Raw genomic sequence first — 25538 nt, forward strand, 5'->3', positions numbered from 1 at the left:
GATCACGGGTGTGGATTCCGGTGCCCGACGCCTCGGTGCGATGGCCTGCTAGCTCGAGGCGGAGGGTCTTCCATTTGCACGCCCAGCGGCCTCAGCCTCGAATGATGCCTGATGCACGCGGTCGCAGTTCTATTGTGTTGCAGCTTCGCTGAAGGAGACCTCGTCCAAAGCCAGCATCAAAGCCATCCGAGCACGTGCGACGCGGCTTTTGATGGTGCCGATTTCGCACCCGCACTCCTTTGCAGCATCCATGTACGAGCGCCCGGCCACGACCAGCATTAGCGCTTGTCTCAACTGTTGGGGCAGGCGATCAATCGCGTCTGAAACATCTTTCAGCCGCAATGGCCAATCCTGATCCGATGGCACGGGGATCTCGAAGGAGCCGTCGGAGAGATCGGAGGCTGGACGGCAACGCTTCGAGCGCTTGTACTGGCTGCAGTAGTGGTTCCGCAGGATGGTGAACATCCAGCTTTTGAGGTTGGTTCCGGGCGTGAAATGATCCAGATGGCTGAGGGCCTTCATGATCGTTTCCTGAGTAAGATCCTCGGCGTCGGCATCTGATCTGGTGAAGCGATGCGCGAAGGCCTGCATGACAGGACGCAGGGCAACGATGTCATCTTGAAGGGAAGCGTATTGCGGCATTGCGGTTCCTCCGAACATCAACCGCAATGGATACGAGCACTAGTGGTTCCGGCATTTTGCCCACCGTCCGATATCGAACCAAAAGGTTGGGTTTGACGTGATCGCGCCACGAACGAATCTTGCCATTCTCGTGGGTGGCGAAAAGTAGGTCTGAGGAACCCCCTCGGCCACCATCTGGCGGGAGGTCCTGAAACGAGGTGAGTTCTACGGAACTCACACCTCGACTCATCTGAAATTCGGATCCGCGGTGATCCATTGGCCTAGATCTCGTGACGTCGGCCATATTTGCCCAACGGGGAGGGTGTTGTTCCGGCCGTTGATGGAAGTTCCGGTCGAGAGCCTTTGTTTTTTTGCAGCCCGCGCAGGGGATACCCGCGTTTGTCTAAGGACGTCGGAACAAAACTTTCGACCGCAGGTTCGCCTTTTCACGGCCGACCGCCACCGACCGGCGGAGACCATCATGAGAGCATTGACCTGGCAGGGCCCCCGGCGACATTCGTTGCGAAGAGGTCGACAATCCCGTCCTTCAGGATGATCGCGATGCGATTATCAAGTAACACGTTGCCCCATCTACGGATCGGACCTCCACCTGTATGGTGGGGCTCGTGCCTGGAATGCATGCCGGGCACATCATGGGTCACGAGACGACGGGATCAACCGCTTGTGGGTTGTGCTGGCCTTTGCGGTAGCCGCAGCGATGCCGACGCGGCAAAGGATACTGTCGCGGAGCAGGCGTCGACAATTGTCGATCAGGGGAGGGACATCCGCCTCTGACGTCTATGACAAGGCACTCGCCGTTGCGCCTCACTCCGGTAAAGGATCGTGTTCTCGACGAGGCGGACGCAGGATAACACCCAGGTTCAACGTGCGGTTCCCAGCACATTTCGCCGAAAAACCGGTATCGCTACCGTCGGCAGACTGAGGTGGTATCATCGAAATAGCGTCAATCACGGTCATGCGGGGTTGTCCAGGCCCGGGTGCGAGCCCAGCATCTGCAAGAACGACTTGGCATTCCTGATAGCATTCCCGCCGCGGTCGTTATTGAAGTATGCCCATACAGTTCTTGCATCACGTCGCTTTACCCGATCAGCCCACACCAGCAGATCCGCTTCGCTGTAGTTGTGTCGATACCATTGTGTTGTGCCGTGAAAGCGAATGTAGATATCGTCTGCTGTCTTCAGCAACTCGTCGGGAAGCCTAGGCCCGCTGCACGAGCAGAAGATGGCTCCCGCCGTCTGGAATTGCGCGAACGTATCGTCGTTCCACCAGCTTCTGTGACGGAACTCCACTACATTTCGCCGGTTCGGATCAAGTTGGCTCAGTATAGTTCGAAGTGTCTCCGGACTGTAGCGAACGCTCGGGGTAGTTGAAACAGAAAACAACCCATTTGATTGCCGAGCAAATCAGCAATGTAACCGAAGTCTCGAATCAGAGTAGCTGTTCCGTCGAAACGCCTGATATGCGTTATGAGTTCACACACCTTGACGGTGTAGACGAAGTCCGCTCTGGATTGACGCAACCAAATTTTGACGGTCGCGACAGTTGGCCAAGAGTAGAATGGAGCGTTCAACTCCACCGTGCGTATTCCGATGAAGCCGGCCATCGATTCCGATTTGAAGGCGGCCATTTCTCGGACTGATCCTGGGTCTGTTTGATGTTTGGATCTGGTTTTGTTTCAGGTCAAGCGTGCTGTGTTTCAGCCGCTATCGGTAAGCGCTGTTTTCGCATGCTTTCACCGGTGAGATCGATGCGATAGGCATTGTGAACGAGGCGATCCAGGATGGCATCTGCGAGCGTGGGGTTTGCGATAATTTCCCACCAGCGATCCAGCGGGACCTGACTGGTGACGATTGTCGATCGACGCTCGTAGCGGTCTTCGATGATCTCAAGCACATCGCGCCGCTGATCATCGTTGAGTTTTTCCGGTCCCCAGTCGTCGAGGATAAGCAGGTCGGTCTTGGCGAGAGATTTGAGGATCCTGCCGTATCGCCCGTCACCTCTTGCAAGCGCCAGCGTGGCGAACAGCCGTGGAACCCGGTGGTATGCGACGGAGAAATCCTCGCGGCATGCCTTGTGGCCGAGTGCGCAGGCAAGCCAGCTTTTGCCGACACCGGCTGGCCCGGTGACAAGCAGACTATGATGCTTGCGGATCCAGTCGCAGCCGGCGAGCGCCATGAACAGATTACGGTCGAGGCCGCGTGCAACACGAAAGTCGGCATTCTCGATCTGCGCGTCATGACGCAGCTTGGCAGCCCTGGCGCGGGCTTCGAAACGTTTCTGGCCGCGCATGGTAGCCTCTCGTTCGAGCAGTATGGCAAGCCACCCTCCATGCTCGAGGCCGCGCGCTTCAGATTGTGCGTCGAGCTCCTGGAAGGCTGTGGCCATACCGTAAAGGCCGAGTTCGCGCAGCATATCGATGGTAGGATTGATCAGCATTGGTTTGTTTCCTCAATGAAAGTAATCAGGGCCACGCAGATTGGCGTGATCGACGATGGCGGTCGGTTCGGTGGAATGGCGGGCGGCCTTGTGATTGGCCAGGAGCGACGCAATGCTTTTGCAGTTCAGCCCACCGATCTCGACAGCGCGGGCTGATACCGCTTCGGCACGATTGCGGTCGATGTCGCGAAACAGGCGCAGAACACCCAGGCATGTTCGAAAGCCCTGCTCGGGGTGCGGACGACTGGAAAGGATTGCGATGACCAATCCTTCTGTCTGGGGCCCGATGGATGCGGCCCAGCGCCGAAAGCGATCCGGTGTCCACTCAGCGTATCGCCGGTGGGAACTGGGCATGTGATCTGGGTCGGTTCCATGACGAGGGCCGCCATAGCGGCGCTGATGGACGGCGATGCGCTTGCCGCGGTGAAAAGATCTCGATGGTACGCGCCGTTGCTCTCAGATCGACCTGCTGGCGAATGAGGGCATGGGGACGGAATAAAAGAAGCTTTTGAACTCGACGTGATCATCGGTCGAGACACGGACCAGACGCCATTCGGCGAATTCGTAGTCTTCACCGGAAGGCTAGCGAGCGCAGCACGTTCGACACTTTCAAATACGTGCCGCCGGGTAAACACCCAATCGACGCATGAGGCGATCGTTGATGCGATCAAGTGCTTGGCCAATAGCGGCATTGGCCTCAGCCAGCGAGAAGAAAGTCAGCTTACGCAACCGCCCCAGGATGCAGGTCTGGGCAAAACGGACTCCGTTCTCAACTTTCGATTTATCCCGCGGTTTTTTGGCCGTGCCGGAAGAACACCGACGCCATAATGGGATGCCATCCTGCCGTAGCTGCGGTTAATCTCGGGGTCGTAGAAGCTGGCGTGATTGACGCCCGACTTCAGATTGTCGGGGACGATCAGTCGCGGAACGCCGTCGAAGAAACGAAACATTCGCACATGCGAGCCGATCCAGTCGGAGAGCGTTTGCGTCCAGGTCGCTTCCGCAAAGGTGAAGTTGGATGCACCGAGCACAGCCACGAAGATCTCTGCCTCACGGATCTCACCGGTCTTGCGATCAACGATCGGGATCTTCTTGCCGGAATAGTCGACGAAGACCTTGTCGCCGGCCGCATGCTCCTGGCGCATTGTCGGCGAAAGCCGCTGCTCGAAGCTTCTGAAGAGCTCACAAAAACGGCTGTAACCGTAACCCTCGGGGTGCGACCCACGATACTCCTCCCACAGGATGAGCAACGTCACGCCGGGCTTCTTGAGCTCGACGGCAAGATCGACGCGTCGTCTCGTGCCCTGTTTGATGCCGTTGCGAGCGAAGAGTTTGTTCTCGAGAGCATCGTCAGTGAGTTCGCCCGGCAACGGCCAGCTCAATCCAATTGCTGCTGCGCGCTGCAGATTATCCTGCACCGTACTGCGCGCTATTCCCAATGCGACTGCAATCTCGCGGGAGCTCGTCCCGCTTCCGGCAAGCCGAAGCATTTGTCTTAACTGTCTCATGGTCGGCCTTCTCTTTGCCGGCATCAAAATGTCCCCGTTCATCGCGAGGTATTTGATGCCAAAGTTACTGACCCAGGAGGTAATCTTCAGTGCCGAAAACCGGCCGGTCTTTGATCGGAATGGCGGCCGGCTTCACGTCGGAATCCGCACCACCGTATCGAATTCGTTCTGATAAATGGAAAACCACTGGTCTGGAGCCACTTCCGCCGGGTAGAACTTCCCTTTCAAGTGCCAGTAGTACCACCCGGAGCAACCGATGTGGATGGGACGGCAGAGACCCTGTCCGGCCGTTGAAGCGCTCGACGGATTAGTGAACCTGAGATGATGCATTTTACTGGCGCGCAAGACGTTTGCTTGCCGCTGCTTTTCGCGACGCTTTGCTCGGCGCAACCTCCGACTCTCGACTTCCTTCAACTCACCTTCCCCGCAACGCCGACCGCCGCAAGCAACACTTTGCGACGGGGTTGGTACTGCTCTGAGAACCATGCAGCCCAGCGACAGTTCCCTGGAACGAGCCGTTCGCAAACCCAGCGACGACCAGGGTGATCGGACGAGATGATTTTGGGTGGCGACGGCGTGTGCCAGATCTTGGCTATCCCAGACTGTTGAGGCCGCCGCTGGCGCGGAAACGGTGCGTGGCTTCGCCAGTCATGCTTTGATCTCCGCCGATGCCTTGCCCAGCTTCACTGATGGCTCACGTCCCCACACTCGCAGCTTGCCAAGCTCGACGACGAAGGCAGCAAGGCCCTCGTCTCCCGGTAGCATCCAGACGCCCTCGTCGAGAGCGTCCGCAATACCAGTCTTTTCAAGGAGCGGCAGCGCCGACTGGTGATAGCCGATGAACTTGCAGTGCTGGAAGGCGTCGGCGACGAAGTCACGCGCGGTTGCCTCCTTCACGAGGTCGTCCATGGCGGCGGACGACGTGAGAAGAGCCACAGCGTCAAAGAGGACAGATGGCCCGCCATCGATCATATGGTGGGCCTCTACCCATGTCCCGTCAGAGGCCGTAACACCACCCACCTTCGGCGCGATTAGCTCGAAGTCGGCCTTTTCCTTTGTAATTGCTGCCGCAAGGCCATTCAGAAGCTGTGCGTCCACGCCATCGGTCACGAGTATGCCGAGTTTTCGTCCTTCAAAGCGTTTCGGCCCACGCTCGACGATGCTGAGGGCCGGCGAAGGGTGGAGGTCCTGGCGAGTTGGCACCGCTGCATCAGCCGGCTTCGGCATCGACTGGAAACCGAGCTTGTGGGCGACGGTGGAGGCGAGGGTCTCATCTATGTTCAGAAGGTGCGAAACTATCCGTTCGCGGATGGCTGATGTTTGGACCTTGGCGAGTTCAAAGGTAAACGCGGCCGCGATGTGGCGCTGTTCCGCTGATGTCTGGCTGATGTAGAACTGCCGGGCCTGACTGTAATGATCGGCAAAGCTTTCCGGGCGCAGCCGCGCCTTCGTACCCTGCTCTTCAGCGGGGAAATGGCGATACCCTTTGACGGCCGACTCCCGAGGTCCCTCGCCGAAGGAGTTCGGCTGATAGTTGACCCGGCCAACCGGATTACGCATCGCCATGTGCCCGTCCTGCTGGAAATGTGCGAAAGGGCACTTCGGCGCATTGATCGGCAGGTGCGTGAAGTTCGGCCCGCCAAGCCGCTTCAACTGTGTATCTAGGTAGGAGAAGTTGCGGCCCTGCAGCAGCGGATCGTTGCTGAAATCGATGCCCGGCGGGACGTTCTGGGTCATGAATGCCACCTGCTCGGTCTCTGCAAAGAAGTTGTCAGGCATACGATCGAGCACCAGGCGACCGACCGGCTGCGGGGGTAGGATTTCCTCCGGAATAATTTTTGTCGGGTCGAGCACATCGAAGTCGAAGCTATCGGCAAAGTCCTGGTCGAAGAGCTGGACCTGCAGTTCCCATTCCGGAAAGTTGCCGGACTGTATCGACTGCCAGAGATCCCGGCGATGGAAGTCCGGATCGGCGCCGTTGATCTTGACCGCTTCGTTCCAGGCGACTGACTGCAGGCCAAGCTTTGGTTTCCAGTGGAATTTGACGAAGGTCGACTCTTCCTTGGCGTTGACCAGGCGGAAGGTATGGACGCCAAAGCCCTCCATGAATCGGAAGGAGCGCGGGATGGTGCGATCCGACATGATCCACATGATCATGTTCATGCTCTCCGGCGTCAGGCTGATGAGATCCCAGAAATTGTCATGGGCGGTCTGTGCCTGTGGGAACGCTCTGTCGGGCTCCTGCTTGGCAGCATGGATGAGATCGGGAAACTTGATTGCATCCTGGATGAAGAACACCGGGATATTGTTCCCCACCAGATCCCAGTTACCCTCCTGGGTGTACAGCTTCACCGCGAAGCCCCTAACGTCTCGGGCGAGATCTGCAGATCCTTTGTTGCCCGCGACAGTCGAGAAACGGACAAAGGCAGGTGTCCTCTCACCTGGCCGTTGGAAGAGATCCGCCTTGGTGTACGCCGCGAGCGATTGATGCGTTTCGAAGAATCCGTGCGCGCCGTACCCCCGAGCATGGACGACCCGCTCGGGAATCCTTTCGTGGTCGAAGTGGAAGATCTTCTCGCGGAAATGGAAGTCGTCGACTACGATGGGACCGCGCGCACCAATGCGAAGCGAGTTCTGGTCATCGGCAACTGGCCCGCCTTGGGCGGTTGTGAGAATCGGCTGTCCGGCTTCCGCGAACTGATGGAGCTCGCTGCCTTCGCCGCGGTGGAGCTTTTGATCGTGAATGGTGACGGTGTTGGACTGTGTGGCTCTAGGTTTCTTGGCCATATCTTGGCTCCCTTGGGATGTCGCACGAGGTCGAAATAGGAAAAGGCCGCCCGAAGGACCGGCCTTCCTGGGCGGCTTGCCTCTGTTCAGGCGGCTTTCTTGCCCTTGGGATTCGCTGACGCCTGTGCGAGTTGGGTAAGCTTCTTGTCGGTGGCTTCCTCTTCGGCAAGGGTTGCCTGAAGAAGCGGGACCGCTTCGTTGCGGCCGAGCTGTTTGGCCCAGGCGATCAGGGTGCCATAGCGCGCAATCTCGCAGTGCTCGACCGCCTGAGCAGCCGAAATCAAGCCGGCCTCCAGCGCGATCGAGCCCTTGTATTCCTCCATGATATCTTCGCCTTCGGCGAGGATGCCCTGGATCGCTTCGCAGGTCTTGCCACGAGCTGGCTTGCCGATTAACTCGAACACGAGGCGCTCAATCTGTCCCTGTGTTTCGTCGCGATGCTGCAGGAAACCTCCCTTGCCTTCTTCGGACTGTGCCGCCCGAGCCATCTTGGGAAGGGCCTTCAGGATCTGCTTTTCAGCGAAATAGATGTCCTTGAGAGTATCAAGGAAAAGGTCGTTGAGGGTCTTTTCGGCAGCCATGGTGTCCTCCCTATGGCATTTGCGGGCACGAAACTCCGCGTGATGGTGGATGTTCCCGTGCAAGAAATGATGGACGTCCGTTTCCAGGACGTCGTCTCAACCCACAAAGGAGAGAAAGCCGGTCGGCATTACTGCCAGACAGTCCTATGCAGAGAGCACGGGTCGACCGGGTCGCAGGCACAACTGCCACCCAGCGCCGTTGTTCCATCGATTTCGGCCTTTTCGACAGCTTTTCGGCTCCGACAAGATTTAGGTAGGGTTGTCTCTGCCGAAAATGGATGCGGCAGGGCGGCTCAAGGCGCCTCACTGGGCACTGTAAACTTATCGGCGTCGGGTCAAGGTAGGGCAGGAGGTCTGTGATCAAGCGGCCTGCAGATGGGCGATCTCGCTCCACATCTGCATCGCGGCCCCTTGCAGCTCGCGGTAATGGGGAGATGGGATCTCGTGGCGGGGAATTTGGAAGAGGTTGGCGATTGGATCATGGATCGAGACGAAGCGCTGAAGCTGTCTGGCTGACTTGAACCGCTTCATGATCCTCTCGCGTCGTCGAATAGGCTGATGAGAATTCTCCGCCCGATTGTTCAAGCCCTTGTGCGAACGATGCTCGACGCCGTGCATGATCTCCCGCTTCGCCGCACCATAGGACCGAAGCTTGTCGGTGATCATAACGCGCGGGGCAGAAGCTTGGCCTTTCAGAAGCTTGCGCATCAAACGCTTGGCAGCCCTGGCATCACGGCGGCTTTGGACCAGAACGTCGAGGACGAAGCCATGTTGATCGACGGCGCGCCACAACCAGTGTTTCTTTCCCCCAATGGTGATGACGACCTCGTCGAGGTACCATTTGTCACCGAGCCTGCCGGCTGAACGCTTCCGGATATTATTGGCAAAGTGCCTGCCGAATTTCTCCGCCCACAATCTCACGGTCTGATGAGAGACCATGATGCCTCGAGCTGCCAGCATATCCTCGACCATTCGTAGGCTGAGCGGAAACCGGAAAGAGCGATACCCCATCGGCAGCGTTGCGAAAATTTCGACACACGGGAAAGGCCTTCTGCTTTCTTGCCATGTCGGAGCTTAACGCGCAGGGAACGGCGAAATCGACGCCGAAGATTATAGACGCAGCCCTTGAGGGTCTGTGGGAGTATATCGCCACCCAGGGTGAGTTCGGGGATATCGCAATCGCATTGGTCGGCACAGGTCGGGGTCGAGTGGCGCTGTCTCGAAAGAAAATCGCGGAAAGGATCGCGCAGTCCTTCGCGGACGCCTCTCGTGAGAAGGTGTTCTCCAACAAACTCACGATCGTCATCTATCCCGGTGACGCCGAACGCTTCGCCGTCAATCTGTTCGAGATCCGCGACTATCTCTCACAGAGCCTCCACATCTGATCGACCTCGGCGAACCCCAGCCGCTGCGGAACAGCGTGGGCATGTTGCGAAGGAAGTTCGGCGTCTCCTAGTAGGCCAGCGCTACCGTGGATCGGCAGGCCATTCCATTCGAGGTCTGGCCGGATCGCCACGTAGATGTCAATCGATCCCGACAGCCGTCATGTTCCTACTCCCTGCCTCCCATAGGTCCGATTATCTTTTTACCAGGTCTTCCACCACTTCGGGACCGAGAGCCTTTCCGAGGGCTTTGATGCCCTTTTCCGGCAGCCTCGCGATGCCCTTGCCGATAGCCTCTTTCCACGCATCCCCTCGATCCCATGCTTCTTCCCACGCAATAGCGATTGCATCGCTCTGCCGCGTCTCCACGAGGCCTTCGAAGAGCAAGGCGGCCTGCGTCAGGTCTTTGTCCGCTTTCACGCGTCCAAGCGTGTCTGTGAGCCTTCTGGACGACACGATCAGCTTGTGGACGGCATACCGCTCGGGGGCGGGGACTAGCACGTTCACGCCTTCGCGGTGGAGAAGCACCGTGCGGATAGGTTCATAGATCAGGTAATCGAGGAACCTCAGGTTTTCCGCCGACGCACCGCCGAGGGCAGGCATGGGCGACGGCTTGCCCGTGTATTCGTCCGATCCCCGGTTTCCCGTCAGGAATTCCACCCGGTAGCCCTTGGCGTTCTGGAAGGCGACCACCTTGGCTTTGTCCGCCTGGTGCGGAACTGCTCGGAATTCGGGATCGACCGACTGGAGGACTTCCAACACCGGAGGCAGGCTGTCTTCGACCCCGGCCGAGATCGCGAAGTCTTGCGCGAAATCCGCGTCGCCCGTTTGCATTGCCGACGAGGGCAATCGGACCCCTAGCATCCCTGCGTAGGTACTGAATGCCACCGACCCGATTAGGACAGCACGCAGCCGGAACAATCCGGCATCAGCGAGGGCTTTCGTGACGTCGCCCGCAAATGCATCGGGACCGGGAAGGCCAGCACGGCGCAGCGTACTCACCATGCGCCTCCGCTCCCGGATGTTGTCCTTGATCTCCTTGTGGGCCTTTACCCGCGCCGTGATCGCTTCGTCGCTGTGTGGGCCGACATAGCTTCGCTTGTCCTTTCCCTCGGGAGTAGGGAGATCGAAATACCAGTAATCGCGGTCCTTCACGGTGACGGTTACGAACCATCCCTCCATGGGGAAGTCTGCCGCGAATTGCGCGTCGAGAGTACGCTGCGCCAGCTCCGCGAACATCGTTCGGTAGCTGATGTCGATCTCTTTCATCATTGGCATTTCTTCCTTCTGGAGTGCGGCGGCTCTCTCGGCGACAAACTCGGCCCACGCCTTGTCCATGCGCTCTTGCCTTCTTCTGACGAAATCGTCTCCGCTCATCTAATACCCGCTGTTATAAGTGTTTGCCAAAACCTTATAACTCCCACCTCTGATGTCAACGTTATAAGTTTCTGCCAAAACCTTATAACAGAGCCCGACCTGATACTTCAGGGCTATGACAAACAAAAAAACCCTGGAAAACCGGGGTTGGGAAGTTGCACGCGTCTCAGTCAGTTCGGTGGCTGTTAGGCCTTCTCATCGGCCTGCACGGCGATGTCACGTTGTTCGCTTAATCCCCGACAAGGCGTTTGCCGATGAACTTACGCAGTTGCGCCGGTCACGGCTTTCCAATGCGCTATTGCGCGGATGCGATGAATGTGAGTGGCGAGGGCTGAGCGTTTCTGGTGCGACGGGACGAAAAGATTTCTGATTGCTGAAAAGACCGAGATGAAGCGTTGCAAGCCGCCGACGGATCGGAAGCACTGCATCATTCTTTCTCGTTCTCGTAGTGGTAGATGAGAATTCTCCGCGCGATTGTTCAGGCCCTTGTGGGATCGATGTTCGACGCCGGGCATGACATCGCGCCTTGCCGCTCCGTATGAGCGCAGTTTGTCGCTGACGATGCGCTGCGGCGACAGGCCTTGCTTCTTCAGCAGCCTGACCAGCGATCGCTTGGCAGCCTTGGTATCGCGGCGGGCCTGGACGATCTCGTCGAGAACGTAGCCGTCCTGGTCAACCGCGTGCCAAAGCCAATGTTTCCGGCCGCCGATGGACATCACCACCTCGTCCAAATGCCAGATATCCTTTTGCGACGGCTTCTTTCTGCGCAACTGCTTGGCATAAGCCGCCCCAAATTTACGGCCCCATCGCCGGATCGTTTCGTACGATACGACAATGCCACGCTCCAACAGCATTTCCTCGACCAACCGCAGGCTCAAGGAAACCGGAAGTACAGCCACATCGCATGGGCGATGATCTGCGGTGGAAAGCGGTGGTTCTTGTAACTGATCGTCGTCGAGCTCATCCTCGCCCAATTATCCCTCAACCGTTAAGCTGCAGACAACGTGACATCGCCGGACAATGCATTGGACTGGCGATGCGGTATGTTTGCGTCAAAAGCGAATACTACGTTGAACGTGATTGCATCTCTGATGCCTGCGCCTGTTTTGGCCCTGCGTCCAGCGGGTCACTCGTTTGCAAGCACTGTCTTTCCCGATGCAAATTGGCGATCATAGAACATCCGAACCGAAAGAACGACGCCGGCGATCAGGACAACAACGCCGACGACTTCGATCGGCGTTGGCCAGCGCGCATGCACGACAAGTCCGCCGATCACGCCGAAGGCAGTCTCGGAGACGATCAATTGCGCGGCCAAGGCAACCGGCAGGGTCCTTGACGCAATATTCCAGGCCCAGACGCCGCCTACGGTGGCCAGCAGCGCGAGAGATACGCCCCAGACATAGAGGTTTCCGGCAGCGCTCCAGCCGAATCCCAATGTCGGAAGGCGGAAGAGGTCCATCGTAGCACCGATGGGATAGAAGGCCAGCATCAGGACGCCGCCGCCGACCAGTATCAGCGCCGACCACACACCGGAGGGCATGTCCGGCCGGGCGGCGAGCGCTGCCTGATTGGCAAGCGCGAACCAGACCCAAAGTCCCACGGCAGCAAGAGCCAGTGGCACGCCAATCCACAACGATTGCACAGAGTCCAGTCCATCGGCCGTGAATGCCGTGCCATTGACGAGAACGAGGCCAACCGGCACCAGCGCCAGAGGCACCATGAGGGATCGCCATGGCAATGATGCCTGACGCTGATTGCCAGCCACCATCAATACGATCGGTACCAGACCGAGAAAGGCCGGAGCGATGACCGGGCCGGCAAAGACTGCCGCTCCGGTCACCGTCAGGAAGTAGCCGACATAGCCGACGAAGGCGAGCCAGATGGCTTGCAGGCAGTTCCGAAGCGTGATGTGGCGTATGACACCCTTCTCGGAAAACAGAATGTAAAGCCCGACGAGCGCCGAGACGATGTGACGGATGAGGGCAAAATCAAAGGTGGAATAGTCACCGATGATGAAGGGCACGACGAAGTTGAGCGAAAAGGCAAAGGCCGCGAAGAGAGCGGCCGACACGCCAACATAGAAAAGTCTGTCCATAGTGTTCACCCTTTTGAAGTTGCGTCACCGAGCCCTGGCCTCCGCGGCACCGACTGTGCCGTTTGGCAATGAAGTGAAATGCTTGATCGAATGGGGAAAATTTACCGGCCACGCGCCCTGGTCGGTAGCCGGCGAAAATGAGAACCACCCTCTCGATGGTCATCACCTGGGTCGTGACCCGGTGCTGCATCGCGGGGTCGCGATGCGTGTGCAACGCTTCGAAGTGGTGATCGCGGCATCATCGGGATTGGATTCACGCGGACGGGCGTGCCGCCTGTTCAGCAGAGCCGATTTCCCTTATCCTCGACATCGGGGATTCCAGTCGGCGGGGTGTCATGGATCGGCTTGATGCAATGCGGGTTCTGCTTGCGGTGGTTGACTCCGGCAGCTTGTCGGCGGGCAGTCGGAAGCTGAATGCGCCGCTGCCGAGTGTCAGCCGCAAGGTCGCCGATCTCGAGCGCTATCTCGGCGCAAACCTCATTATCCGGACAAGCCGCAACCTGCAGCTCACCGATGCCGGCCGCGACTATGTGGAGGCGGCGCGCAAGATTATCGCCGACGTGGAGGAGGTCGAACGCAGAGCGTCGGGCGAGTATCAGACGCCGCGGGGACTGCTGACCATCACGATGCCGATCGAGTTTGGCCACCGCTACGTCCTACCGATCGCACTCGACTTCATGAACAGGCATCCGGAAGTGACATTGAACATTCTCTCCATCGATCGTACCGTTCATCTGGTCAACGAGCAGGTCGATGTCGCGATCCGGCTTGGCGAACTGGTCGACAGTTCGCTCTATGCCGTCAAGGCCGGCGAATTCCGTCTGTTGACCTGCGCAAGCCCAGCCTATCTGGAACGGCGTGGCACCCCCCAGCATCCCAGCGAGCTCGCCGGCCACGACGGAATCATGTTCCACAACCGGTCGTTCTTCTGGAATTTCGAGATCGACGGGGCGCCGTTCGAGGTGATGCCGCGGAACCGGATCGAGGTCACCACGGCGGCCAACTGCGTCGTCGCCGCGCGACATGGTGCCGGGATCGCCCGCCTCTTCGACTATCAGGTTCCGGAGGAAATGGCCTCGGGCGCGCTGGTGCAGATCCTAAAGGACTACGATGGCGATCCCAAGCCGATCCACATCGTCTATTCCCGTCAGGGCCTGCTTGCGCTCAAGGTGCGCACTTTCATCGATTGGGTCCTGCCCCGACTTCGCGCGGCTTGCGGCAACTATGGCGATGTGCCGTCAGCGGAATGAAGCGCGCACTTCCTCGACCGTCCGATCCAGGTCATGGAGGTGCGGATAGTGCCCGATGCCCGGGAGAACCGAGAATTCGGCCCCGATCCGTTCGGCTAGTTCTGCCCCCATGGCCTTGTTGATGTAGAGGTCCTTCTCACCCCAGACCACCTTTACCGGCGTCTTGAGCCTGTCCAGGTTGGCCTCGAAATAATCCTGGTCCCGGGTGAAATGCGCGTAGTAGCTCGCGAAGGCATCTGCTGTTGTCAGCGCGCCATGGGACCAGCCACCCGCCATGTCCTTCCTGAACTGCGCGGAGACCTCGAACTGCGCCTCCTTCGCCAGACCTCTCCTGAATGTGTCCTCCAGAATCTCGGCACTGTTGTTGTTGAAGTATTCGCGAGCCTGAGCCGCCGATTGCTTCACCTTCAGCTTCAGCAGGCTGTCATACATGTAGTCCGGCCGGTCGAAGGGCGCAAAGTCGCCAACGATGATTGCCCGTGCAATGTCGGGCTTCTCCAGGGCCAGCAACAGGGCCGGAAGGGCGCCGATATCTGTGGCATAGATCGTTAGCCTGGATCGGTCGATGCGAGCCTTCTCGATATAGCCGTCGAGGACGCGTGCGTAATCGATCGGCGCATAGGAGAAGCGGTCCGTCGCCGGCCGCGATGAAAACCCATAGCCGGGCCAATCGAAAGCGTGGACCTCGTAATCGTCGGCAAGCGCCAGGGATGCTTCCTTCCAGGCATATATGGTTTCCGGGAAGCCATGCAGGAAGAGCACGGTCCCCTTTGGGTCGGGACTATGCACGACCATCCTTCTCAGCGTGATATCGTTGTCGATCTGGATAAAGCTGATATTCGCCAGCGGTTGCTGCGAGCGGCCGTCGGCGTGGGTCACGGTCGCGATGGAGGAAACGATCGCGGTGGTGGCAAACAGCGTTCTAAGGGTACCCATTGTCATGTCGGCTGCTCCACATTCGGCTTGTTAACGGACGACGCGGTCGACCTGCGCCTGAAGGCGAGGGCCGATCAGCAGGATGGCGGGGATGACGATGAGGTAGCCGATGCTCCACGAGCGTAGCCATGTCAGGACGAAGCCGCTCCAGAATCCCAGATTGAGCGCGAGCAGCGCGAAAGAGATCAGTCCCGTGGTTAGGATACCCATCGAAAGGGCGAAGGCGATCTTGCGTTTGAGATGCGTGTTCACGTCGGTCTCCTGGCTGGATGGGAGATCGTAGCTACCTCTTGAGGCCACGATCTCGGGTTAGTGCTGCGAAGATCGCGCAATTCCCGCGCCGGCGGTAGCGAGTCAAGCCGAGAGGCAGCCTCTTGAATTTGGCAAGTTCCCAAAGGCAGGGAACGCGTTAGACCGACCGCGAAAGGACGAACCGTCATGTCGCGAACACGCCCCAGAGCTCTCATCATCCATGCATCCTGTGCGATTGGCCTGGTCTACGCCGATCGCCTGGCGCGCCGCGGATACGATCTTGTGCTGCTCACACACCATCGCGAGCGCTCGGCCGCGCTTGCGCGTGATCTTCGACGCGAAACCGGGGCAGCGATCGACGTCAGCGTCAACGATCTGACGAGGGAGCGCGGCTTACAAGATGTCGAGGCCGCGCTCGCCGGGGTTGACCTCATTGTCAACAATCTCGAACTGCCGTCGGCTGGATTGCTTGCTCATGGTCATACGCCGGGTCTCGATCGGCTGCTCGATGTCAATATCAAGGCTTATGCCCGGCTGGCGGCGGCGGCAGCCGCAAGCATGGCTGGGCGGCGCCAGGGCGCGCTTCATCTCGGTCTTTTCAGCAATCAGAAATCTTTTCGTCCCGTCGCACCAGAAACGCTCAGCCCTCGCCACTCGCATTCATCGCATCCGCACAATAGCGCATTGGAAAGCCGTGACCGGCGCAACTGCGTAAGTTCATCGGCAAACGCCTTGTCGGGGATTAAGCGAACAACGTGACATCGCCCTACCGGATGAACTGGACGTGCTTTGCAGAGAAGCTGCGACAGACGGCTTTCATTCATGGACAGGCTCGTCAGAGAATGGCGACCAGGCGGACCGGATGGCCAGAGAGAAGGAGAATATGGCCTCCGACATTCGTTCATCATGCTCGTCCCTGCTCTTCACCCGGGAACATCAGTTCATCAAAGCCGAATTTTGCGATGTCGTAGAACGGACTTTGCAGCAGCCGCAATGACGCACGCCTTTTGTGCGCCGCCTTGGCGGTGGCCCCGGACCGACACCGGAAGGTCGTAACCTCGGTATTTTCACTTGTCCGGCATCCGACCGTTGTCATCATTGTCAATGAGGACAATTCTAATGATTGTTCACCCGATACATTAATTTGGGATGGGTAAAACATCCCCAGACACACATCTGGAGGCGGTAGAATATGAATCACACCAGTGCAAACAGAGCTTGCAAGCACTTCGCCAAGGCCGTGGCGCTCGGGTTGGCAGTGGCAGCAATACTTGCCACCGGAGCTGAAGCCGGCGGAGCCAGAAATGGCAATCCGGTGGTTCGCGCGGTGTACCTCGTCAAGTCCGGCTCAGGCAGTCAGGTGCGATACAACAAGAATCCAGGCAAGAAAGTCATCATCAACGTTTCTGCTTCTGAATATATCAAAAGCAATCCCTATGTCTGTACGCCGAGCGGGTTTGGCCAGAAGGCGCGCTGCTACGTGCGTGGCCTGTCGCTCTAGAGCGAATTCCTCCGCTACGTTGGGGCATCATCAAAGAGCTGTTGGACGGGTGTCCGACAGCTCTTTTCATGTACAGCACAGCGGCCTATTGATTGCGGATACCTTTGATCTTTTCCGACGCCAGGTCCTCGGGGACAAGCTTCGAAATCTCATCATTGTCCTGGGCTTCGGAATGCTTGAACACATACCAGCCGCCGGTCGGCTCTTTGCGCTGGTAGATCGTCTGGCCATCTGTCATGTGCAGGAAACATGTGGTGCCGCCCGTTGGGCCGGACTTAACGTGCCAATCAGCCTCGAAGCACAGCTTTCCCGAGTTGGCCACGGTCCAATGGCCATCAGCCCAGGACGCGCGATCGCCCGAACCCGACCATCCCTTAAAGACCCGGCCTTTATCCTGCATGTAGGCTGCGCCATCGCACCACTTCCAGCTCTTGTCGCGGTAAAGCTCGTGAAGCTCCACCGCCGTCATTGGCCGGACATTTTCCGGCAGACGCAGACTCAGACGCTCTTGGCCAGTTTCCGGCGTGCCGCATGCAAGGTCCTCAGCCATCGCATTTGATGAGGTCAACATCGCACCTACCAAGGCAGCCATGATCGGTGCGCAGTTCTTGCCGAGGCGCGATGCAAAATATGGGGAGACGCTATTCTTCATCATCATGATTTCACCTTCTACGTTAAACTATTCATCGATTGATGCGGAGAGGCTGGGACAGGTAGACTTACAAGAGCTCCCGAGCGAACTCAGGAAACCCACACCGGCGTCTCGTTCTTAGCGGCCGCTGGCTTTGATCCGTGCGACAGCCGTGCTCACCCGGTCACCATTGACCAGCTTGCGCACCTCATCGTCTTTCCGAACGGGATTGTTCCGGAAGACATACCATTTCCCGCCGATTGACGGCTTCTGGTAAATCACGCCATTTGTTTCGCGGTGCAGAAAACAGGTGACCGCTTGCGTCCCGGCTCTGTAGTCGTTGGAGAACCAACTCGCACGCATGCATAGCTCACCGTCGTCGGTCGCGCGCCAAGTCCCTTCCGCATAGGACCAATGGGTACCGTTGCGGACTTGAGCTGCAAACTTATTGCGGCTTGCTGGGAGCAGCCAAACTTTGGTTTTCTCGGCAGAGAAATATCCTCCTCCACTAGTCCACTTCCACGTGCGCCCGGCGTAGAGCTTTTCAAGTGCATTGGCTTTCATCGGGCTCGCCTTCACAGCAAGCCGGGCAATCGGATCCTCAGCCTTGGGCCTGGGGGCTGCGCTCGCATTGCCTACCAGCAAGAGAGCGAACATGACTGCGCTCGCGATGGTGAAACACTTCCGTATCATTTTTCTTTCCTGTCGATCGAGTGGTTTCAGCAAACTGCCCTGGGCGGAACTGCACAGAGCAAAGAGAAGAGCGGCTCAGCGTAGCCTGCGAACGCGAACCGCTCTGGTCGTTACGTCGGTCAATCCAGCGGATGGTTTGCGACGCGCCAATCGGGCCGTCCGACGCCTTGCGGCCACGGATAGACTTCGCGATCGTTGAAATAGACAACGGCTGTCAACGCAGGGAATTCGGCGTGCGGCTTGTTGGCTTCCTTCGCCCAGTCTCGTACATAGTTGTCGTTGCCGGCATAACCGAGCTCGGCAATCACGACGGGTTTACCAAAGGCAGCGACACGATCGTATCCCGGCTTTGTGCGCTCGACGAACGTCGTGTCCCGACCCACTACCAACTTGTCGTAGGGCTGGTAGCCAAAGACGGACAATCCGATAACGTCAACATATTCGTTGCCCGGATAGTAAGCTTCCAGACCTTCATCCCCTTGCGGCGACCACATGTATCGAGCATGAGGAAGATCCTTGCGGCAGATATCGACGACGTGTTGATAGGCCTTCACATAGTCTTCCGGCTTCCAGAAGGACCAGCTGAACTGCCCTTCCTTGTCATCCATTTCCTGCGCCCAGCGGATGGTTACAGGGCTCTTCAGCTTGGAGGCTGCCGAACAGACAGCGGACATGTTCGAGTCGTAGCGACCCTCAAGAATCCCGTCCAACAGGTCGTCCGGGCTGACACGCCAGTCACGAGCCCATGACCACGGTTCAACGGTGATCTGCAGGGATCGGCCGCGCTGGCCGGCATAGTCATCTGCGGCGCTTAGGGTTGCCAAATCCACATCTTCCCAGGGAAGGAAGAGGTGCTCAATTTTCGAGTTCGCGTCGTTGGTGTAGTCTCCGTTGGGATCATAGGCACCAGCCGTAACTGAATCCGCGGTGATAACAGGCCGTTTGTCGTGAAAAAGATTGCGACTGTCGACACTGGCACCGGATACGCCACTGGCGGCGTAGACCGCACCGGAAATGATCCCACTCCCGAGCAAGACCGCGCTGAGTTTCAAGAGACCTTTCATAGCTCTCTCCTTTCTATTCCTTGGACGGTTGCATTGTTGGACCGACGGCAGCCTTCATGTCTTTCAGCCGTCCGGACACGAGGTCTGTGGCAAGCAACGTGTTCGCCTCATCCCCGCCCTGGGGTGGGACATGACGGAACACGAACCATTTGCCGTCGGGTTCGCGCTTTTGGTAAATGGTTCCGCCGTCAACCATGTGCGAGAAACACGTTCTGGCGGGAAAAGCGCCGCTTGCCGAATGCCATGTGGCATCGAGGCACATTTGACCAGTCTTGGTAACGAGCCATCGGCCCTCTGCCCAGGATTTGTCATTCTCGCCATCGACCCATGCGCTGAATCGCCGCCCTTCGGCTTTCATCCGTCCGGCGCCGTTTTCCCACTTCCAGCTTTTGTTGCTGAAAAGTTCGTGAACTTCGCCGGCGGTCATTGCCTGCGCGCTCGCTGGTAAAACAGCGTCCTGGGACGTAGCTTCGTAGGTCGATCCGGAGAGAGCCAACGCCAACGTAGCGATCGCCGTCAGCAATCGGACGCCGCTTTGAGTTCGAGATTGTTGGAACTTAGCCATTGTCAACGGAGCCTCCCATCACGTCGCAATGAACCCCGCTGGCGCCTCGGCTGGAAGTGACGACATCTGCTGGATGCGGCAGGAGTTCGGAGCTCCGCGCATCATGTCGCGCCGAAGTGGAGCGACCAATTGCCGAAACCCGAAACCCGGCCTTCTCAGCGGCGCCCGGCTCGTAAGCATTTCTGAGATCGACCAGAACTGGTTGGCGAACAATCGTCTTCAGGCGCGAGAGGTCAAGAGACCGGATGTCGCCCCACTCAGTAATGACGACAACAGCATCGGCTCCTCGGGCGCATTCATACGGGTCTTCGATTAGCTCGACATCTGATAGGATCTGCTGGGCATTCTCGATCCCGACTGGATCATAGGCGCGAATGCGAGCGCCAAAGCGCTGTAGGGTTTCGATAAGCGGAACCGAAGGAGCGTCGCGCATATCGTCCGTATCGGGCTTGAACGTGAGACCGAGAACCGCGATGGTCAGGCCATCGACCTCACCTCCGAGCGCGTCCATCACCTTCAAGGCCATGCGACGCTTTCGTGCTTCGTTGGCGGTAACGGTTTCCTGCACGATCCGCACAGCAACCCCGTAGTCCTGGGCGGTGCGCAGAAGTGCCATCGTGTCCTTGGGGAAGCACGAGCCGCGATAGCCTGGGCCGGCATTGAGGAAGCTTGTTCCAATACGCTTGTCGAGCCCCATACCGAGTGCTAGTTCACTGACATTGCTTCCCACCTGTTCGCACAGATCGGCAAGCTCGTTGATGAAGGTAATCTTGGTCGCCAGAAACGCATTGGCGGCATATTTGATCAGTTCTGAAGTGCGGCGCTGTGTGACCACGATCGGAGTCATCTGTACTTCGAGCGGCGCGTTATAGAGTTCCGTGACCACCTTGCGCGCGTGCTCATCCTCGACGCCAATCACTACGCGGTCAGGCTCCATAAAGTCGCGGATTGCAACGCCTTCCCGCAGGAACTCCGGATTTGATGCCACGGAGAACGTTCCAGCCTTGCGCACTGAACCGATAATCTTCTCCACAACATCGCCCGTACCGACCGGGACGGTAGACTTCACCACAACGACGGCATTGTCGTCGATTAGAGGTGCGAGTTCGCGTGCTGCCATGTAAACGAATGACAGATCTGCATCGCCGTGACCGGCGCGGGGCGGTGTACCGACGGCGATGAACACAACGGCTGCACCCTTTACGGCGTTTGCCAGGTTGCAAGTAAAGCTCAATCGGCCTGCAGCTACATTCCGCTCGACGAGTTCGTCGAGACCGGGCTCATAGATTGGCACAACGCCAAGTTCCAGAGCGTTGATCTTCTGGGTGTTCTTGTCGACACACACCACTTCGTTGCCCCAAGCTGCGAAACAGGTCTCGCTGACCAATCCGACATAGCCGGTTCCAATAACTGCGATCTTCATACGTAGTTGCCTTTTATTCTTGGATCGAATTGCTGCCGGCGTAGCCGCGCCAACGGGGGTTGAAGACGGTCTTGTGTACGTTCTTGCCGCCAATGCCTGCTCCGGCCACTGAGAAGTGGTCATCAAAAAGAGAGAAACTGCGAGTGCCCCAGGCAAGCGCCTCAACGCCATCGCGTCCGTGTTCAACAGCCGCCAAACCCGGCAGTGTCACAAGGGCGAGCAGGCTGGCTGCAAGCGCAGGCCGATAGATGCGAGTACGATAGCGCACCCGATTTTCGCGAGCGTGTTGCACGACGATGACAAGCAGCAGCAGGGCATAGATGGCTGCGTTGAAGATGGCGAAAACGTAGAAACCACGCGTGGCATCGCTGGCATTCGGCACCAGTAGCACCGGCAGGACGGAGGTCAGCGCAAGGAAGCCATACGGGGCCAGCACACGGAACGGAAGTGGATCCACATCGGCTGCCCCCTTCGGCGTCACGCGGAAATCCACGAACGAACCGGTTGACCAGTCACGCACCGCCGCAAGCGTTCCTGCGAGCGCCCATGGCCAGCGTGCAAACACGAAGAGCGTGTTCTCAAAGCTGAGAATTTTCGCGTTGTAAGGGCGGTAGGTTCCCGAAGCGCGCCAGCGGTAGGCCATAAAGATCAGCATGAGCGATTGAGGCAGGAAATGGCTGAGGAAATCAGGATAGGTGACGCCTACCAAATTATCTCCCGTCAGCAGTGCCGTGATCGGCAGAAGGAACATCAGCGCCATGAAGAAGGAAAACAGCGGATACCAGAACTGCGAAAACAGGAATTGGAACTTCAGTCGCGCTGGCAGGGGGCGAACGAACCTGGGCGAATATTGCAGCAGAAGCATCACAAGGCTGCGCGACCACTGGAATTCCTGGGTGACGAGATCGGCAAACGTACGCGGTCCGTCGCCATGAGCGATAGCATCGAGCGCGTGCGCTCCACGCCAACCATAGGAATTCATCATGAGCGTGGTGGAATGATCTTCCGCCAACTCAGGGCCCAGACCCCCAATTTCGCACAATGCGGCAGTGCGAACGGCGTAATGCGATCCGATGCAAAGCGGGGCAAGACCACTGTTATATCCGGCCTGAAGTGAGCCGTGCATACTGGCTTCTGCATACAGGCGGCCACGTGCCGACCAGCTCTCAGCCGCATTTCGGTCGCAGATGCTTGGCGCAGAGACATAGCCAATCGCGGGGTCGGCAAACGGGCGCAGCATCTGGAACAGATAGCCTGGCTCCGGAACATGATCGGCGTCGAGCTGCACCACGAAATCGTAACGCTCGTAGCCATATTGATCGTAGAAGAAAGCAAGATTGCCTTCCTTGCAGCGAGTGCGTCGCGGCCAAGTCTGGAGATGGTAATCCGACCGGCCCTTGCGAGTGGAAACGAAGACCCCGTGAGCCTCGCACCATGCGAGTGTTTCAGGAGTTGGATCCTCGTCGGCAAGCCATGTGTCATGCGGCACATCCTGGGCCAGCATGGCGCGGAGTGTTTCGGCGACGACGGGGAACGGTTCGGACGGTGCCTTTGTCACAACCATAGCAAAACGGCTACCCGAAGGAAGATTCAAAGGACCGCTTGGGCGCCGCGCGCGAAAGAACACGACAATGAAATAGGCGGGCAAGAGTGTGACCCATGCCAGGATAGCAGTCACTAGGATGGATCCGAGAAGATGGATATGATTGGCGGGGGAAAGCCACCAGCGCCAGAAATATGCTAGTGCTATCGCCCAAAGCCCTGCACTGACCAGATACTCTTTCCGTTGCCAGCCCGTGAAAATCGACACGGATAGGGGCTCAGCGTTTGTGGGTTTCCTCTTCTTTTGGAAAATTCTCATGCGCGCACCTCCAGCCCGAAGTGTGGAGCGGCTGTGCGAATAATGGTGTCGAGGTCGGAATAGACAGTCTGGAAGCCGAGTTTCTCGGCAGCGAGAGCGGGGTCGGCGTAAAGTGCAGGCGGATCGCCTGCACGGCGCGCGCGCATCGCAACCGGCACTTCGCGGCCAGTCAGGCGGCTGATGGCGTCAAGGATTTCCTTGATGGACGTGCCGTGTCCGCTGCCGAGATTGACGGCGAGGTTGTCTCCATCATTGACCAGATGCTCGACCGCGAGCACATGTGCGCGCGCCAAGTCGGTAACATGAATGTAGTCGCGAATGCAGGTGCCGTCTGTTGTGTCGTAATCTTCGCCGTAGACTTCAAGAAAATCGATATTGCCGGCAGCGGCCATCAACGCGCGCGGAATGAGGTGCGTTTCCGGATCGTGGGCTTCCCCCAGTTCGCCGTCCAGATCGGCTCCGGACGCATTGAAATAACGAAGGGCCACATAGCGCGATCCGTAGGCAGCCGCGTAATCAGCGAGCATGTGCTCCGCGATCAGCTTCGTGCGGCCATAGGGATTGATGGGACGCTGAACCTCACCTTCGCGGATAGGAAGCCGTTCTGGAATCCCGTATGTCGCGCAGCTGGATGAAAAGATGATGTTCCGGCCGCCGGTCAACCGGCATGCCTCGAGTAGGGATTGCGTGCCGCTGACATTATTCCGGTAGTATTTTGCGGGGTTTCCGACCGATTCCCCAACATAGGCGGAAGCCGCAAAGTGAATAACCGCGATCGGGTCGTGTCTTTCAACGGCTTTGATCAGACGCGGTGTGTCAAGGATGTCTCCCTCGACCAAGGTTCCCCAGCGAACGGATGCGCGATGTCCGGTCGAAAGATTGTCGTAGACGATTGGCTCATAGCCCTGCTTGGCCAAAAGTTTAGCGGTGTGGCTGCCGATAAAGCCTGCCCCCCCGACCACAAATACTGTCTTGTTGGTCATTATTGTAATTTCCCGGAGCGCATCGAACCGTTTGCGCATCTGACAGATACGCATCGTTCATTGCTGTTCATCTGTGTTTTGGGGTGTGAATGGACGTTGGCCCCTTAGGCTGCCGCTGCGAGTTTCCCTGTCCGCTTAGCCAGTTGACGCTCGAAGTAAGCGATCGTCGACCTCAGGCCGTCAGCCAGCTCGACTGTCGGTTGCCATCCAAGTTCTCGCTTCGCCACCTCGATATCCGGACGGCGCTGGCGCGGATCGTCAACGGGCAATGGCCGATGGGCGACCTTGGAGCGCGACCCGATCATATCTATGATCTGCTCTGCTAGCGCCCCGACAGTGAATTCGTCGGGATTGCCGATATTGACCGGCGTGTGAATGGCGTTCGGGCTGTACATCAGACGATGAAAACCCTCAATCAGGTCGTTGACGTAGCAGAAGGAACGGGTTTGGGAGCCGTCGCCATAGACCGTGATATCCTCGCCCTTCAGTGCCTGCACGATGAAATTGGATACGACCCGGCCGTCGTCCGGGCGCATGCGCGGACCGTAGGTGTTGAAGATACGCACAACACGGATATCGACACCGTGCTGCTGATGGAAGTCGTGGAACAGGGTTTCGGCGGAACGCTTGCCTTCGTCATAGCAGGAGCGCGGACCAAAGGAATTGACATTTCCCCAGTAGTGTTCCGGCTGCGGGTGCACATGGGGGTCTCCGTACACTTCCGAGGTGGAAGCCTGGAAGATTCTGGCCTGGTAGCGAGTGGCCAGCTCCAGGAGATTGAGCGATCCAATCACGTTCGTTTTCATCGTGTGGATCGGGTCGGCCTGATAATGTGGCGGCGATGCTGGGCAGGCAAGATTGTAGATTTCGTCCACCGGCAGGTCGAGTGATGCGACAATGTCGTGTCGAACGAAACTGAACCTGTCAAAACTCAGAAGATGGCTAAGGTTTTCCATTCGTCCAGTGGAAAGGTTGTCCAGGCAGACAACGGAATGGCCCTGATTCAGAAGTCTTTCGCAAAGATGGGACCCAAGAAACCCTGCGCCTCCGGCAACGAGAATGCGGCGGGCGGATGTGTTCAGGGAATTTCCGTTCGATATATTGGAAATCATTTCCAAGAGTCCTCCAGTATATGAAGAAGTGCTTTGCTAAGCGTCCAAGCGACGAATAGATTTCTACTACCGCCAACTCTTCAGTTCTTATCTCGCTCTTCGTTTTTATTGCGAATTTGATGTCCAATAGATATCGATCACTACCTAAAGCGGCGATATCAACGAATCCGCGAACTTTTCAAAACATCCATTTTTGATTCGCGGCTTGGAGGGGGACGACGCAACGCGATCAATCATTGCTCCGCAAGGCGGAGCTCTTGCCTGCCGGAGTGGCATTGATGAAGTCGTCTGCAGGGGAGAGCCAGAACCACCCCTCGCCGGCCCACTACGTCGCTCACGATCCCCGTCATTGCATCAACTGTGAGCGGATCTTTCTTGTCGCTAATTGGACATCCACGGCAATCGTTGTCGCAATTGGATGTGCGAAGGCATTGAATGCCCTTGTGAATTTTATCAGGG

General features: G+C 58.0%; 20 protein-coding genes and 5 pseudogenes. 5 read left to right on the forward strand and 20 right to left on the reverse strand.

What is annotated here, in order from left to right; genetic code table 11:
- Nucleotides 1–129: 129 nt before the first annotated feature.
- The 7 genes and pseudogenes from WGT02_RS22700 to WGT02_RS22730 all read right to left on the reverse strand — a co-directional run bounded on the left by WGT02_RS22700 (nt 130) and on the right by WGT02_RS22730 (nt 8965).
- Entirely contained in the window at nt 130–642 is a 513-nt protein-coding gene (locus WGT02_RS22700) for a sigma-70 family RNA polymerase sigma factor (RefSeq protein WP_024317170.1), read from the reverse strand.
- Nucleotides 643–1595: 953 nt separating this feature from the next.
- Nucleotides 1596–2269, reverse strand: a pseudogene (locus WGT02_RS22705) (DUF72 domain-containing protein).
- Between the two features lie 53 nt (nt 2270–2322).
- On the reverse strand, nt 2323–3078 hold the full coding sequence (istB, locus tag WGT02_RS22710) for an IS21-like element helper ATPase IstB (RefSeq protein WP_024317169.1): 756 nt from the start codon (nt 3076–3078) through the stop codon (nt 2323–2325).
- Nucleotides 3079–3090: 12 nt separating this feature from the next.
- A pseudogene (gene istA, locus WGT02_RS22715) lies at nt 3091–4610 on the reverse strand (IS21 family transposase).
- Nucleotides 4611–5234: 624 nt separating this feature from the next.
- A complete protein-coding gene (gene catE, locus WGT02_RS22720) occupies nt 5235–7373 on the reverse strand; it encodes a catalase (RefSeq protein ID WP_208246917.1) in 2139 nt (712 codons plus the stop codon).
- An 86-nt stretch (nt 7374–7459) separates the two neighbouring features.
- Nucleotides 7460–7954: a ferritin-like domain-containing protein gene (locus tag WGT02_RS22725; RefSeq protein WP_024317167.1), complete on the reverse strand. Its 495-nt coding sequence runs from the start codon at nt 7952–7954 to the stop codon at nt 7460–7462.
- A 360-nt stretch (nt 7955–8314) separates the two neighbouring features.
- A complete protein-coding gene (locus tag WGT02_RS22730) occupies nt 8315–8965 on the reverse strand; it encodes an IS6 family transposase (RefSeq protein ID WP_375679458.1) in 651 nt (216 codons plus the stop codon).
- A 53-nt stretch (nt 8966–9018) separates the two neighbouring features.
- Between WGT02_RS22730 and WGT02_RS22735 the strand changes: the two genes are divergently transcribed.
- The gene (locus WGT02_RS22735; RefSeq protein WP_051166721.1) at nt 9019–9339 is read left to right on the forward strand and encodes a macro domain-containing protein; all 321 of its coding nucleotides are present in this window, start codon (nt 9019–9021) and stop codon (nt 9337–9339) included.
- A 192-nt stretch (nt 9340–9531) separates the two neighbouring features.
- Here the strand turns inward: WGT02_RS22735 and WGT02_RS22740 are convergent, their stop codons facing one another.
- From WGT02_RS22740 to WGT02_RS22750, 3 genes and pseudogenes are all read right to left on the reverse strand, one after another.
- Nucleotides 9532–10608: a GSU2403 family nucleotidyltransferase fold protein gene (locus WGT02_RS22740; protein WP_024317166.1), complete on the reverse strand. Its 1077-nt coding sequence runs from the start codon at nt 10606–10608 to the stop codon at nt 9532–9534.
- A 365-nt stretch (nt 10609–10973) separates the two neighbouring features.
- Nucleotides 10974–11724 (reverse strand): annotated as a pseudogene (locus tag WGT02_RS22745) (IS6 family transposase).
- Between the two features lie 115 nt (nt 11725–11839).
- On the reverse strand, nt 11840–12808 hold the full coding sequence (locus WGT02_RS22750) for a DMT family transporter (protein ID WP_024317165.1): 969 nt from the start codon (nt 12806–12808) through the stop codon (nt 11840–11842).
- 335 nt (nt 12809–13143) lie between these two features.
- Here WGT02_RS22750 and WGT02_RS22755 point away from each other — a divergent pair, with 335 nt between their 5' ends.
- Nucleotides 13144–14058: a LysR family transcriptional regulator gene (locus tag WGT02_RS22755; RefSeq protein ID WP_024317164.1), complete on the forward strand. Its 915-nt coding sequence runs from the start codon at nt 13144–13146 to the stop codon at nt 14056–14058.
- On the opposite strand, the gene WGT02_RS22760 is transcribed toward WGT02_RS22755, so the two are convergent.
- Both WGT02_RS22760 and WGT02_RS22765 read right to left on the reverse strand, forming a co-directional pair.
- Nucleotides 14047–14994: an alpha/beta fold hydrolase gene (locus tag WGT02_RS22760; RefSeq protein ID WP_374046207.1), complete on the reverse strand. Its 948-nt coding sequence runs from the start codon at nt 14992–14994 to the stop codon at nt 14047–14049. The two genes, WGT02_RS22755 and WGT02_RS22760, sit on opposite strands and share 12 nt — an antisense overlap.
- A gap of 30 nt (nt 14995–15024) precedes the next feature.
- Nucleotides 15025–15246 carry a DUF2798 domain-containing protein gene (locus tag WGT02_RS22765; protein WP_024317162.1) on the reverse strand — a complete coding sequence of 74 codons (222 nt, stop codon included), beginning with the start codon at nt 15244–15246 and terminating at the stop codon, nt 15025–15027.
- A gap of 186 nt (nt 15247–15432) precedes the next feature.
- On the opposite strand from WGT02_RS22765, the pseudogene WGT02_RS22770 reads away from it, so the two are divergent.
- The 3 genes and pseudogenes from WGT02_RS22770 to WGT02_RS22780 all read left to right on the forward strand — a co-directional run.
- A pseudogene (locus WGT02_RS22770) lies at nt 15433–15768 on the forward strand (SDR family NAD(P)-dependent oxidoreductase); the annotation flags it as partial.
- A 46-nt stretch (nt 15769–15814) separates the two neighbouring features.
- Nucleotides 15815–15961: pseudogene (locus WGT02_RS22775) on the forward strand (IS6 family transposase); the annotation flags it as partial.
- Between the two features lie 477 nt (nt 15962–16438).
- Nucleotides 16439–16747, forward strand: coding sequence for a hypothetical protein (locus tag WGT02_RS22780; RefSeq protein WP_024317160.1), 309 nt, complete (start codon nt 16439–16441; stop codon nt 16745–16747).
- 85 nt (nt 16748–16832) lie between these two features.
- On the opposite strand, the gene WGT02_RS22785 is transcribed toward WGT02_RS22780, so the two are convergent.
- From WGT02_RS22785 to WGT02_RS22820, 8 genes are all read right to left on the reverse strand, one after another.
- Nucleotides 16833–17405 (reverse strand): DUF995 domain-containing protein, encoded by a 573-nt coding sequence (locus WGT02_RS22785; RefSeq protein WP_024317159.1) that lies wholly within the window; start codon nt 17403–17405, stop codon nt 16833–16835.
- Between the two features lie 111 nt (nt 17406–17516).
- Nucleotides 17517–18071 carry a DUF995 domain-containing protein gene (locus tag WGT02_RS22790; protein WP_024317158.1) on the reverse strand — a complete coding sequence of 185 codons (555 nt, stop codon included), beginning with the start codon at nt 18069–18071 and terminating at the stop codon, nt 17517–17519.
- 119 nt (nt 18072–18190) lie between these two features.
- Complete coding sequence (locus tag WGT02_RS22795) at nt 18191–19135, reverse strand: glycoside hydrolase family 26 protein (protein WP_024317157.1); 945 nt, start codon at nt 19133–19135, stop codon at nt 18191–18193.
- Nucleotides 19136–19148: 13 nt separating this feature from the next.
- The gene (locus WGT02_RS22800) at nt 19149–19700 is read right to left on the reverse strand and encodes a DUF995 domain-containing protein (RefSeq protein ID WP_029710277.1); all 552 of its coding nucleotides are present in this window, start codon (nt 19698–19700) and stop codon (nt 19149–19151) included.
- A complete protein-coding gene (locus tag WGT02_RS22805; protein ID WP_208246920.1) occupies nt 19693–21123 on the reverse strand; it encodes a UDP-glucose/GDP-mannose dehydrogenase family protein in 1431 nt (476 codons plus the stop codon). Before WGT02_RS22805 ends, WGT02_RS22800 begins: the two co-directional genes overlap by 8 nt.
- 13 nt (nt 21124–21136) lie before the next feature.
- Nucleotides 21137–22984 carry a glycosyltransferase family 2 protein gene (locus WGT02_RS22810; RefSeq protein ID WP_024317154.1) on the reverse strand — a complete coding sequence of 616 codons (1848 nt, stop codon included), beginning with the start codon at nt 22982–22984 and terminating at the stop codon, nt 21137–21139.
- Nucleotides 22981–23967: a UDP-glucose 4-epimerase GalE gene (gene galE, locus WGT02_RS22815; protein WP_024317153.1), complete on the reverse strand. Its 987-nt coding sequence runs from the start codon at nt 23965–23967 to the stop codon at nt 22981–22983. Before galE ends, WGT02_RS22810 begins: the two co-directional genes overlap by 4 nt.
- Before the next feature lie 104 nt (nt 23968–24071).
- The gene (locus tag WGT02_RS22820; RefSeq protein ID WP_029710276.1) at nt 24072–25079 is read right to left on the reverse strand and encodes a UDP-glucuronic acid decarboxylase family protein; all 1008 of its coding nucleotides are present in this window, start codon (nt 25077–25079) and stop codon (nt 24072–24074) included.
- Nucleotides 25080–25538: the final 459 nt, after the last annotated feature.

It is taken from the genome of Rhizobium sp. T1470 (assembly GCF_042140505.1).
GTDB classification, from domain to species: Bacteria; Pseudomonadota; Alphaproteobacteria; order Rhizobiales; family Rhizobiaceae; genus Rhizobium; species Rhizobium favelukesii.